The organism is Devosia soli (assembly GCF_000970455.1).
GTDB classification, from domain to species: Bacteria; Pseudomonadota; Alphaproteobacteria; order Rhizobiales; family Devosiaceae; genus Devosia; species Devosia soli.
The window spans coordinates 260,201-272,514 of the sequence record NZ_LAJG01000048.1; the positions used below are offsets into that span (position 1 = coordinate 260,201).

Consider the following 12,314-nt stretch of genomic DNA (forward strand, 5'->3'; position numbering starts at 1 on the left):
TCTCGCTATGAACAACGGAGAGGACCGCTTACATATCGTCTCGAACACGGCGCAAGACGCCGCGATATTGGGAGTTTTGGAAAATGACCCTGCAACTTGGCGGCATCCATCACCTGACAGCCGTAACCGCAGACGCACCGCGCAATCTCAAATTCTACACCGAAACGCTGGGCATGCGGCTCATCAAGAAAACCGTCAATCAGGACGATACGACGGCCTATCACCTGTTTTATGGCGACGGCGTCGCTTCGCCCGGTGCCGATCTCACCTTCTTCGATTTCCCCACCCTGCGCGAACAGCGCGGCAACCACACCGTGGGCCGCACGGGCTTGCGCGTCGACAGCGAGGAAACCCTGAAGTGGTGGAAGGAGCATCTCGAAGCCCAAAAAGTTTCCGCGAGCGGCATCAAGGAACGTTTTGGCCATATCTCGATGGATTTCGAAGATTTCGAGGGCCAGCGCTTCCGCCTGGTCGTCGATGGCAGCAACAAGGTCATCCCCTGGGCCAAGTCGCCCGTGCCGGCGGACAAGCAGATCATCGGCCTCGGCCCGATCACCCTCTCCGTGCCCAAGCTCGAGCCGACCGATGCCATGCTGACCCGCGTGATGAACATGCGGCAGGTACGGCACTACCCAGCCCGCGAACGCGGCGGCGAGACCTTCGTCTATGAGATGGGTCCGGGCGGGCCAGCGGCGGAGCTGCACGTTTCCGTCGATCCGAGCCTGCCGCGCGCACGCCCCGGTGCCGGTGGCGTCCACCACGTCGCCTTCCGCACGCCTGACCAGGACACGCTGCGCGAATGGATCGAGCGGGTGAACAGCTTTGGCATTCGCTCCTCGGGCGAGGTCGAGAGGTTCTACTTCACCTCGCTCTACTTCCGCGAGCCCAATGGGGTGCTGTTCGAAATCGCTACCGACGTTCCCGGCTTCGCCGCGGATGAGCCGATGGAAAGCCTGGGCGAAAAGCTGTCGCTGCCGCCGTTCCTCGAAAGCCGGCGCGCAAGCATTGAGGCAGGGTTGAAGCCGCTAGTCTAGGGCGAAGCTTACCTCTCCCCTGAGCGGAGAGGTCGACGAGAAGCGGCGGGTGAGGGGTCCAGCGCCTCGGATTTAGCCGAAAAAGCTGAACCCCTCACCCTAACCCTCTCCCCTCAGGGGAGAGGGGACCGCATCGGCGAATGCCAATTCTCACTCGCCATCCGGCTCCAGAAGCGCCGCATCTTCCACCAGCCTGACGAACTCGGCACGATAGCCACCCTCATCCGCACCGCGGCCGGCCTTGGCCAGCGCTTCGATCTCATCCCAAGTCATGTCACTGCCATAGGCGCTGCCCTTGAGCTTCTGCCCGAAGGCGGCAACGGCCGTCGCGAACTGGGCATCGACACCGGCTTGGGCAATGTCTTCATAGGTGACGTCTGCAGTAACCGGTTGCTCGATGAGTTGGCTGACGCTTTCGCCCGGCAGCTTGTAGCGCATCTTGAGGAAGGCGATTTCGTCTGTCGCCGGGGTGGTCGCGTTGGCCGTCCCATAACGCAGCGGATCGACCTGCCCCTCGCCCACTGGGGTGATTTCATAGAGGGCAGTGACCGTGTGGCCGGCGCCGATATCACCGGCATCCACGGCGTCATTGTTGAAATCTTCGCGGTTGAGGTGCCGGGTTTCGTAGCCGATGAGGCGATATTCCGAGACTACGGCCGGATTGAATTCCACCTGAATTTTCACGTCCTGCGCAATGGTGTGCAGAGTGCCGCCCACTTCCTCGACCAACACCTTCTTGGCCTCTGCGAAGTTGGAGACGTAGCTCGCATTGCCATTGCCGTCCTGGGCGAGGGCCTGCATCGTCGCATCATCAAGATTGCCCTGTCCGAAGCCGAGCACCGACAGGCTGATCCCCGACTGGCGCTTTTTGGCGATGAACTGTTTCAGCGCGTCCGGATCGTCGATCCCGACATTGAAATCGCCATCCGTTGCGAGGATCACGCGGTTGGTGCCGTCTTTCTTCCCTTGCTCGGCAAGGCGATAGGCCAGTTCAATGCCTTCGGCGCCCGAGGTCGAGCCCCCTGCCCCGAGTTGATCGAGAGCCGCGAGGACTTTTGCCTTGTCGCTGGCGGACGTCGGTTCGAGCGCCACCCCAGCCGAGCCCGCATAGGTGACGATGGACACCGTGTCGTCGGCCGAAAGCTGGTCGAGCAGCAAGGCGAAGGCGCGCTTGAGAAGCGGCAGCTTGTCAGGCTCGTCCATCGATCCGGACGTATCGATAAGAAAGACCAGATTGCTGGGCGCAATTGCCTCGGCCGGCGGCACATAGCCCTTGATGCCGATCGAGAGGATTTGGGTCTTCTCGTTCCAGGGCGTCGGAAAGACTTTGAGGGTCGGCTGGAACGGCACCTCGGCGCTGGGCGCAGGGGGATAATCGTACGGGAAATAGTTGATCAGCTCTTCGATGCGCACCGCGTCCGGCTCAGGGACATAGCCGTCTTCGAGCATGCGGCGGGCATAGGAATAGCTTGCCGTATCGACATCGATTGAAAAGGTCGAGACCGGCTCGTCGGCAGCGACTTTGAGGCGCTGTTCGTCAAAGCTCGAAAACTCGTCTCCGCTCGGCTCGACGGCCATCCCCCCGCTCATCTCGTAGCTTTCGGTCGAAGAGCTTGGCGCTTGCCGGGCCGCCCCGCCCAGCGGCGATGGGGCAAAGGACTGGTTCTGCTGAATGACCGATGGCATTGGCGCCACCGAAGGCGGCGGCGGCGGCACGGCCATATCGGCAGCGGGGGCGGCTTCGCTTTCCATCAACATGGGCTCGGGCGCGGCGGGGGCCCCGCTGTCAACCGGGGCAGTTGCGGTATCCTCGACCGTTCCGATAGCGCGCTGCTCTTCGGTCGGCGTGGTCGTAACCGGTTTCGCCGGTGTCGTGGCCACAGCTTCGGGCTGAGCATGCGCTTCCACGGCGGGCGCCTCGACCTGCGTGGTCACTGGCGGCATGACCGGAGTCATCGAGGTGCTGGAATAAAGCTGGTAGCCGAGCGGCAGGACCAGAAGGGCGATGGCAGCAGTGCCGACGGGGATGCGCATGTCCATGATCGAAAATCCTTTGAAGATCGATGTGATGGACATGAGACGGCGGCCACGCGCCGTTCCTTTGGTCGGGCCGGCGACTTTTTTCGTTTCGGCTTCGGCATAGGCCGCGCGGGCGGCGGCAAGCGCTGCCGCCTTTGCCCCTGAACGCGGCGGCGGCACCGGCGACTGGCCGAGTTTTTCGAATGGATCGGGGCGGTGATCGGTCATAGGAGCCCCCTCAAGGTCTTGCGGGCTTCGTGAACGTGAAAGGAAACGGTGGCCTCCTTGATGCCCATGATCTCAGCGGCCTGGGCATGGTTCAGCTCTTCGGCATAAACAAGCAGCACGGCATCGCGCTGCTTTTCGGGAAGACTGCGAACGGCTGACCAGAGCTGCCGATTGGTCGCCGCATCCTCCTGGGAGGGGGCTTCCTCGGTTGGGATCACTTCGGCGTAAGCGTCGGCATGGGCGCCGCGCCGCCGGCCGGCACGTTGCCAATCGCGCGCCATGTTGAGCGTGATGCGATAGACCCAGCTCGAAAAGGCGCTGCGCCCGTCAAAACCGCGGATGGCATCCCCCAGACGCACGCAGACGTCCTGCGCGATATCCTCGGCATCATGCGCATTGCCGCACCAGCGCCAGGCTGTGCGATAGATGCGGTCATATTGATCCTCGATGAGTTGGGCAAAGGCGTCGCCATCACCATTCTGGGCGCGCCGAACCAGCGCCTCGGTCAAGGCAGCGGTCGGATCGGGGATAGATGCGGCAGTCAGTCCCACAAGCTGTGCCTGCACATGGAGCCTCTTCGGGAGTAGTTTAGCTCTATGACGCCGGCCGCGGGACGATCCTTTGGTCGCCCCCGACATTTTTTTCGAGTATGGGACTGAGCATGTCCGAAACACCGCAAAGCCCGTTCAAGCTAAACCGCACCCGCATCTTCCTCCTCGCCATGGGCGCGGTCATTTTATTAATCGCGGTGTCGATGATGATGGGTGGCCTGGGGCAATACCAAGCGCTGAGAGATGCGGCGAATGCGGCCAAAGAGCCGACGGTGGAGCAGCAGGGGCAGTAGCTGTCCCAACCACTGGCTACCCCTTCTCCCATTGCGGGAGAAGGTGCCCAAAGGGCGGATGAGGGGTCAGCGATCTACTCACCAGTTCCTCGGCGGAGGAGAGAAACCCTTCACCCTGACTAATCTGCGGAACGCAGATTAGTCTGTCCCTCTCCCGCAAGGGGCGAGGGAGGGTCCTGTGCGTGGGCAAGGCCTTAACCCTAAGCCACGAGGGCCTGCGGAACGGCCTCTGCGATAAACCCGCCGCCCAACACTTCCGCCGTCTGGCTGTCATCGGCGTAGAACACACAGGCCTGGCCGGGAGAGATGCCGTATTCGCCGGTCACCAGCGTCACGAACACCTCGCCGCCCTGCATCTGGATGACGGCCGGCTGCGGACCGCGGGTCGAGCGAACTTTGACTTCTACCGGGGCACCATTACCCGCGCTGGCTTCGGCCAAAGGCATGGCGCCGAGCCAGTTGACGTCGCGAAGACGAACCGTGTGCGTCTTGAGCGCCTCGCGCGGACCGACGATGACGCGGCCGGCGCGATGGTCGAGCTTGACGACGTAGAGCGGCTCGCCGGCGGCGACGCCGAGGCCCTTCCGTTGGCCAATGGTGTAATTGACGATGCCATCATGCGTGCCGAGCACGCGGCCATCGAGGTGCACGATCTCGCCCTGGGCCATGGCTTCAGGGTGCATCTTGCGGATGATGTCGGCATATTTGCCCTGCGGCACGAAGCAGATGTCCTGCGAGTCATGCTTCTCGGCGATTTCGAGGCCGAATTCGCGCGCCAGTTCGCGCACCGCCGGCTTACTCATGCCGCCAAGCGGGAAACGAAGGAAATCGAGCTGCTCCTGCGTCGTCGCAAAGAGAAAATAGGTCTGGTCGCGATCTGAATCGACAGGGCGGAAAAGCTGGCGGCGGCCGTCCGCGCCAAGGCGCGTCTGCACATAGTGCCCGGTCGCCAGAACATCGGCGCCGAGATCGCGGGCAACGGTCATCAGATCAACGAATTTGACCGACTGATTGCAGGCGATGCAAGGCACCGGGGTTTCGCCCTGCTGATAGGCATTGGCGAAGGGCTCGATCACCGAGGCCTTGAAGCGCTCTTCATAGTCGAGCACGTAATGGGGAATCCCCAGCTTTGCCGCGACGCGACGGGCATCGTGAATATCCTGTCCCGCGCAGCAAGCCCCCTTGCGATGGGTGGCTTCGCCATGATCGTAAAGCTGCAGGGTGATGCCGATGACCTCATAACCCTCACGGGCGAGCACACCGGCAACGACAGAAGAGTCGACGCCCCCGGACATGGCGACAACAACGCGCGTGTCCTCGGGACGCTTGGCGATATCAAGCGAATTCAACATGTCTTTCCTATCCGGATGGGGTCAAGGGCCAGCGGACAAATGTGCGTGGGTTCTACGCGCATTGACCGGAACTGGCAATTGATCTCCTCGGCAGAAATTGCCGGGTGCATGGCGAAATCGGCACGACCCGCCATGCGGCCGACATCCGGATTTAGCTCGCGCAAGACGAATTCTCGATTGATTTGAATTGCTTAAGCTGTGCCCTACCAGACTGGCAAGCCGCTTGCATCGGGCTACGGGAAATTCCGCTATTTGCATGAGGCGCCTATCGTGGCTTCTAACCTGGCAAATCTTCTCGTTTCGGCTTTTGGCGGCGTCGCCAAGCCCCCTCTTCCGGCGCCCGTCAAGCCAGCGGCGCCTGACGACAAGTTCGCTCGCCTCATCGATGCTCAGGCGCCAGCGCCAGAGACGCCGGCAGTCGAAAGTTCGCCGCCTGCTGAAAAGCCGGCAGAAGCGCCGGTCGATGGCAAGGCAATTGACGAAACCGCGGCCGCGGCTTCAGCCGAGGGAACGAAGGTCGACGACACCGAAGACGACGACAGCTCGGGCGAGACCTCGCTGGCCGATAGCTTGCTGACGGCCCTTGCAGCCCTGGGCATCAACACCGATGGCCTGACGGCCAAGGGCGGCGCGCTGGACCTCAACGACCCTGCCGCGCTCAAGGACATCAAGGATGCCTTGGGCGAACTGGCGCAGATATTGGGTCTCGATGCTGCCACCCTGATGCAGCAACTGGCGCAACTCGCTAAGGACGTGCCGGCGTCGGGCGGCCTGGCCGGCAGCACCGACCTTGCCGGCAAATTGACCGCCTGGCTGAGCGAGAAACTCGGCACCCCTGGCGCTGCCCTGCCGGCTGGCGCTGAGGATAGCCTCAAGAAACTTCTCGCCGGCCTCGAGCAATTGGCCAAGCCCGTTCCTCTGCAGCCTAACCTTGGCAATGCCGAGCTGACGCTCCCTGTGTCCGGAGCCGATGCTGCCGACGCAGCCAAGCCCCTGTCGACAGAGCCGGAGATCAAGGTCGAGACCGACGCCCTGCAGCATTCCGACCGCAAGAAGGATGTCGAAGCCTCCGATGCCGGCCAGAAAGCCCAGCCAAATCCGCAGCAGGCGGCAAAAGCCAACGGCAATGGCGACAATGCGCTCAACCTCGCAGCGGCCGCGCAGGGTCAGCAGGCTGACCCGACGCCGGCGACCGGCGACACCACGTTAAACGGGCCGCGCCTCGTGCAATCGGGCTACCAGACAAGCCAGCAGCAGCTCAACCTGCCCCAGCTTGCCTTCGAAATGTCGCGCCAGGTCCAGGACGGCAATACCCGCTTCCAGATCCGCCTCGATCCACCGGAGCTTGGAAGGATCGACGTCAAGCTCGAGATCGATAATCGCGGCCATGTCCATGCCAAGCTGACGGTCGAGAAGGCGGAAACGCTCGACCTGATGCAACGCGACCAGCGCGCCCTGGAACGGGCGCTGCAGCAGGCTGGGCTCGATCAATCGAAAACCAATCTCGAGTTTTCGCTCAAGCAAAATCCCTTCGCCGGCGACCAGAACCAAGGCTCGGGCAATGGCCAGGGCGGTTCGGGTGGCAGCCAGGCCGAAAGCGAAGAAATCGAAGCGCCGGTTCCGGCCATTACCCTTTACCGTGGCGCGCTCCAGGCGAGCGGCGTCAACATCATTGCATAGGACGTTTCACCATGGTCGACGGAATTTCCGGCTCCAGCGCCACCAGCAACAGTTCGCTCAACGGCTCACGCCAGACGATCGCGCAGAACTTCGATACCTTTCTCTCGATCCTGACGACGCAGCTTAAGAACCAGAACCCGCTCGACCCGCTCGATACCAACCAGTTCACCCAGCAGCTCGTGCAGTTCACCGGCGTCGAGCAGCAGCTCAAGACCAACGAGTTCCTCGAAAGCCTCTTGTCCTCGACGCAGAATGCCGGGCGCATGGATGCGGTGGGCTATATCGGCAAGCAGGTGACGATCTCGGGCAAGACGACCCAATTGGCTGGCACGCACGCCATGTGGGGCTATAACGCCGAAGCCAACGTCGCCAATGCGACCATCACCATCAAGAACGCAACGGGCGACGTGGTCTATACCCAATCCGGTTCGCTCGCCATGGGCGCCGGCACCTTCGCCTGGGACGGCATCTCCTCCGACGGCCAGCCCCAGCCCGATGGCCTTTATACGATCAACATCGAAGGCACCAATGTCGGCGGCAAGCCAGTCAAGATCACGAGTTCGTCCATCGGCGTTGTCAGCGCCGTCGACTTCTCGAGCGGCACGCCCATGGTCACCGTCGGCGCTGCCAAGGTGCCGCTCAGCGACGTGTCCGAAGTCCGGCTCAAGGACGACAGCGTCTAGTCTTCGGTTCGCCCTCTGCGTTGCCGGTCACGCGCATAGCGATGACCGAGCGGGAAAGGCGGCAGCCAGGCTTCGCGGCGAATGGTCCAGAGTTCGTAGCTCGGTTTGAATTGGTCGATGGCGTCAAGCGCGCCAAGGCTGACTTCGACCTCGTCTTCGCTCACCGCATAAACCGAGGAGCCGCAATTGGGACAGAAATGTCTGCCGTTGAACGATCGGGTTTCCCCTTCGATGGCCACGCAGGATTGAGGAAAGATCGCGGAGGCATGAAACAACGAACCGTGATGCTTGCGACAATCAAGGCAATGACAAAGGCCGACGCGATAGGGGAGACCCGAAGCCGTGAAGCGCACCCTGCCGCAAAGGCAACCACCGCTCACGTCTGCCATCGATAAGAACCTCTTCTCCGAGTTCTTCGTTGAACTCTTGATGGCAAGCAACGCACAGAGTCTCACCTTCGCTCCAGAATGATCCGGACGGCGTACAATTGATTGATATTTCATTGCAATCTTAACGGGTTGTAAGTTTCCCTTTAGGGGTATCTTAAGCCTGCCGTCCTACTCTCTTCCTCATATGGTCAGGTTGAGTAGAGAGTAAAATGACCGTACAGATGCGTCCTCGCGTAAAGTACGTTATCGGTCCGGACGGCAGCCCGCTCACCATTGCGGATCTGCCTCCTGCCAACACCCGTCGTTGGGTGATCCGCCGCAAGGCGGAAGTCGTGGCCGCCGTGCGCGGTGGCCTTCTGAGCCTGGAAGAGGCCTGCGCCCGCTATACGCTGAGCGTTGACGAATTCCTGAATTGGCAGGCAGCGATCGACAAGCATGGTCTTGCCGGTTTGCGCACGACATGGATCCAACACTACCGCGAAGGCTGATCCGCTTCGCTCACGATTGCGACGCCCCCAGGCCCATGGCCTCGGGGGCTTTCGCGTTTCAGCGCCTCAAACGATTTTGTCCGGCATCCAGCGCGCACCCGCCGGGCGTTGGCGCAGGCGGGTGTAATAAGCCTCGATTTTCGGAAAGGCTTTGTGCGGCATGGGCGTTCGGAACCAGCGATGAATCGAAAGCCCAAGGACGATATCCGCCAGCGACAAGCTATCGCCGGCAACAAAGGCTGTGGTCGGCGACAATTGCTCTTCGAGCATCTCCATCTTCCGAGTCCACCGTTCGATTGATTCGCCAATTTTTGCCGGGTCGTCGTAGCCGGGCGTCTTGCGGGCAAGCGCATTGAGCGCGTAGCCCCAGGGCGGGTTGAGTTCGGTCGCCTGCCAGATCAGCCACTGAAGCGCTTGCCCATAGGCATGATCATCCGTCGGCATCAGCGAGGATCGCGTCCTTGCAAGATACAAGAGGATGGCATTGCTCTCCCAGAGCGTAAAACCATCGTGCTCGATAATGACCGGCACCTGACCGTTTGGGTTAAGCGCAAGGAATTCGGGGACTTTGGGGTCTCTAATAGGCAGCCCCCAGTCCTCTCGGTCATAGCTTTCCTCCAATTCATCGAGCGCCCACAGCACTTTACGCACGTTGATCGAGCTCGCGCGGCCCAAGACCCGCATCCCTTTGCCTCCTCTTTCGACCCGAGATTTACCCGGCAATTTTTGCCTGATTTTGCGTTTGGCAGCGAGTGGTTAAGAGATTGTTTACCATCCGATGGGTAATTTTTGCCCAGCGGTCGACGAGCTCCGATGACTGCGCTTGGCGAACTTCGAGTGGCAGCGTGGATAGTATCACTACTCTTATCAACCGGATCGGCCTGCCGCGTCTTGCGGCCATGGCAACCGTCGCCGTGCTGATCATGGGCTTTTTCGGCTTCCTGATGATGCGGGCGCAGACACCGAACATGGCCCCCCTCTATTCGGGCCTCAGCCTTGAAGATTCGTCCGCCATCATCTCCCAGCTCGAAACCTCGAGCATTCCATACGAGCTACGCGGCGATGGCGACACCATCCTCGTGCCGCGCGACCAGATCACCACCGTCCGCATGAACCTTGCCGGGGAAGGCCTGCCGAGCAAGGGCCAGGTCGGCTATGAAATCTTCGACCAGCAGTCGACGCTCGGTGCCACGAGCTTTGTCCAGAACATCAACAATGTCCGCGCCCTCGAAGGCGAACTGGCTCGCACGATCTCCTCGCTTTCGCGCATCAAGGGCGCTCGCGTCCACCTCGTGCTGCCCGAGCGTGAACTCTTCCGCCGCGAACGCAAGGATCCGTCGGCCTCGATCGTCCTCTCCGTGCGCGGTGCGCTTTCGGCAGGCGAAATCCAGGCGATCCAGCATCTCGTCGCTTCCGCCATCGAGGGCCTGACCCCGCAGCGCGTCTCGATCGTCGACGATGCCGGCAACCTTCTGGCCTCAGGCACCGAGGACGATGGCATTGGCGCCATCGCCGGCCAGGCCGAGGAGCGCGTTCTCTCCTTTGAAAACCGCATGCGCACCCGCATCGAAGACATGCTCGCCAATGTCGTTGGGCCAGGCCGCGCCCGCGTCGAAATCAGCGCCGAGCTCGATTTCAACCGCTCGACCACCACTGAAGAAACCTTCAACCCCGACGGCCAGGTCGTTCGCTCGACCCAGACCCGTGAAGCCCAGAACCAGTCCGGCGCCGCTGCCGGCCAGGTGACCGTGGCCAACGAACTGCCGGGCGCCAGCGGCAACGGCGCCAGCAACGGCAATACCGAGCAGGGCAATTCGACCGAGGAAGTCGTCAACTACGAGATTTCCAAGAAGACCCAGACGGCCGTCACCGAAGCCGGCGCCCTCAAGCGTCTCTCGGTCGCCGTGGTCGTTGATGGCACCTATACCGACGACGGCCAGGGCAACATGACCTATGCGCCCCGCTCAGCCGATGAGATCAACCAGATCCAGACCCTCGTTCGCTCGGCAGTCGGTTATTCGGCCGAACGCGGCGACACCGTCGACGTGGTCAACATGCAGTTTGCCGAGCGACCCGACCTGGCGCCGGCCGGCACCGACCAGAGCGGTGGCCTCCTCGACTTCACCCGCGACGACATCATGAACGGCGCCGAAATGGCGGTAACCCTGCTCATCGCGCTCGCCCTGATGTTCTTCGTGCTCCGTCCGCTGCTCAAGAAGGTCATGAGCCCTGAAACGCAGACCCTTGCCCTGCCCGCCGCGGTCGAACTGGGCCAGGGCACGACGCTCGACGCCGAAGGCAATGTCATCGCCGCAAGCCCCGAGGAAGCGGCCGCCATAGCCGCCCGGCAGGCCATCGAGCAGAAGAACTGGGTCGAGGATGCCAAGGCCTTGGGCGAGGCCCAGCTCCAGCAGCTCAAGTCCGTCGGCACTCTCGTCGAAGAAAATCCCAAGCAGGCAGCGCTGATCGTGCGCGGCTGGCTCTCCAACGCAGCGTAGTCCACCATGGCCCTTGTCGCTCAAGCCGTCGAAACCCCGATCATCCAGGATGGACCGCGCCTTGGCAGCCAGCTCAAGATCGGTGGCTCCGCCAATTATCGCGCCCTCGCCGGCGACGAAAAGGCTGCCGCGCTGATGCTGGCGCTCGGCCCCGATTACGGCAAGCCGATCTTTGAAGAGCTCGACGAGCACGAGATCAAGTCGCTCTCGCGCGCCATGGTCAAGCTCGGCCCGATCACTCCGGCCATGCTCGATGAGCTGATGGCCGAATTCGTGACCTCTATCGCATCCAACGGCAGCGTCGCCGGCAACACCGACTCGACCGAGCGCCTGCTCCTCGGCTTCCTGCCGCAGGACCGCGTCGACGCCATCATGGAGGAAATCCGCGGGCCCGCCGGCCGCAACATGTGGGAAAAGCTCTCCAACGTTCAGGCCGACGTGCTCGCCGCCTATCTCAAGAACGAATATCCCCAGACCGTAGCCGTGATCCTGTCCAAGATCGCTCCGGACCACGCTTCCGAAGTCCTCGGCGCTTTGCCCGAGGAACTGGCCATGGACGTCGTGCAGCGCATGCTCGGGCTCGACGTGGTGCAAAAGGAAATCCTCGAAAAGATCGAGCAGACGTTGCGCACCGAGTTCATCTCGACGCTCAACACCTCCAAGCGCCGCGACAGCCACGAGCTGATGGCCGAAATCTTCAACTCCTTCGATCGCCAGACTGAAGCGCGCTTTATCACCTCGCTCGAAGAGCGCAGCCGCGAAGATGCCGAGCGCATCAAGTCGCTCATGTTCACCTTCGAGGATCTCACCAAGCTCGACCTCTCGGCGATCCAGACCTTGCTCGGCCGCGTCGACAAGCGCGAACTGGCCCTCTGCCTCAAGGGCGCCAATGACGAGGTCAAGGAATTCTTCCTCAAGAACATGTCGACCCGCGCGGCCAAGCTGCTGCAGGACGACATGATGGCCATGGGCCCGGTCCGCCTCAAGGACGTGGACGAAGCCCAGAGCCGTATGGTTTCAACCGCCAAGGACCTTGCCGCGAAGGGGGAAATCCTCATCGTCAAGTCCAAGGCCGACGATCAGATGATCGCGTAACGCC

General features: G+C 62.0%; 12 protein-coding genes. 7 read left to right on the plus strand and 5 right to left on the minus strand.

Going from position 1 to position 12,314, the window contains the following annotated elements:
• The first annotated feature begins 83 nt into the window (after window positions 1-83).
• Window positions 84-1,034, plus strand: coding sequence for a ring-cleaving dioxygenase (locus VW35_RS19750; RefSeq protein WP_046144788.1), 951 nt, complete (start codon window positions 84-86; stop codon window positions 1,032-1,034).
• Window positions 1,035-1,184: 150 nt separating this feature from the next.
• Here VW35_RS19750 and VW35_RS19755 read toward each other — a convergent pair whose 3' ends face one another.
• Window positions 1,185-3,281 (minus strand): vWA domain-containing protein, encoded by a 2,097-nt coding sequence (locus VW35_RS19755; RefSeq protein WP_046144789.1) that lies wholly within the window; start codon window positions 3,279-3,281, stop codon window positions 1,185-1,187.
• Entirely contained in the window at window positions 3,278-3,790 is a 513-nt protein-coding gene (locus VW35_RS19760) for an RNA polymerase sigma factor (RefSeq protein ID WP_046144927.1), read from the minus strand. Before VW35_RS19760 ends, VW35_RS19755 begins: the two co-directional genes overlap by 4 nt.
• Before the next feature lie 152 nt (window positions 3,791-3,942).
• Here VW35_RS19760 and VW35_RS19765 point away from each other — a divergent pair, with 152 nt between their 5' ends.
• Window positions 3,943-4,125, plus strand: coding sequence for a hypothetical protein (locus tag VW35_RS19765; protein ID WP_152662670.1), 183 nt, complete (start codon window positions 3,943-3,945; stop codon window positions 4,123-4,125).
• Between the two features lie 200 nt (window positions 4,126-4,325).
• Here VW35_RS19765 and mnmA read toward each other — a convergent pair whose 3' ends face one another.
• Window positions 4,326-5,477 (minus strand): tRNA 2-thiouridine(34) synthase MnmA, encoded by a 1,152-nt coding sequence (mnmA, locus tag VW35_RS19770; RefSeq protein WP_046144791.1) that lies wholly within the window; start codon window positions 5,475-5,477, stop codon window positions 4,326-4,328.
• A gap of 270 nt (window positions 5,478-5,747) precedes the next feature.
• On the opposite strand from mnmA, the gene VW35_RS19775 reads away from it, so the two are divergent.
• Both VW35_RS19775 and VW35_RS19780 read left to right on the plus strand, forming a co-directional pair.
• Entirely contained in the window at window positions 5,748-7,157 is a 1,410-nt protein-coding gene (locus VW35_RS19775) for a flagellar hook-length control protein FliK (protein WP_152662671.1), read from the plus strand.
• Window positions 7,158-7,168: 11 nt separating this feature from the next.
• The gene (locus VW35_RS19780; protein WP_046144793.1) at window positions 7,169-7,840 is read left to right on the plus strand and encodes a flagellar hook assembly protein FlgD; all 672 of its coding nucleotides are present in this window, start codon (window positions 7,169-7,171) and stop codon (window positions 7,838-7,840) included.
• Here the strand turns inward: VW35_RS19780 and VW35_RS19785 are convergent.
• Window positions 7,837-8,229 carry a GFA family protein gene (locus VW35_RS19785; protein ID WP_046144794.1) on the minus strand — a complete coding sequence of 131 codons (393 nt, stop codon included), beginning with the start codon at window positions 8,227-8,229 and terminating at the stop codon, window positions 7,837-7,839. The two genes, VW35_RS19780 and VW35_RS19785, sit on opposite strands and share 4 nt — an antisense overlap.
• Window positions 8,230-8,438: 209 nt before the next feature.
• Between VW35_RS19785 and sciP the strand changes: the two genes are divergently transcribed.
• Window positions 8,439-8,717 (plus strand): CtrA inhibitor SciP, encoded by a 279-nt coding sequence (gene sciP / locus VW35_RS19790; RefSeq protein ID WP_046144795.1) that lies wholly within the window; start codon window positions 8,439-8,441, stop codon window positions 8,715-8,717.
• Between the two features lie 66 nt (window positions 8,718-8,783).
• On the opposite strand, the gene VW35_RS19795 is transcribed toward sciP, so the two are convergent.
• A complete protein-coding gene (locus VW35_RS19795; RefSeq protein WP_046144796.1) occupies window positions 8,784-9,401 on the minus strand; it encodes a glutathione S-transferase family protein in 618 nt (205 codons plus the stop codon).
• Between the two features lie 161 nt (window positions 9,402-9,562).
• On the opposite strand from VW35_RS19795, the gene fliF reads away from it, so the two are divergent.
• Window positions 9,563-11,215 (plus strand): flagellar basal-body MS-ring/collar protein FliF, encoded by a 1,653-nt coding sequence (fliF, locus tag VW35_RS19800; RefSeq protein ID WP_046144797.1) that lies wholly within the window; start codon window positions 9,563-9,565, stop codon window positions 11,213-11,215.
• Between the two features lie 6 nt (window positions 11,216-11,221).
• A complete protein-coding gene (gene fliG, locus VW35_RS19805) occupies window positions 11,222-12,310 on the plus strand; it encodes a flagellar motor switch protein FliG (RefSeq protein ID WP_083983073.1) in 1,089 nt (362 codons plus the stop codon).
• Window positions 12,311-12,314: the final 4 nt, after the last annotated feature.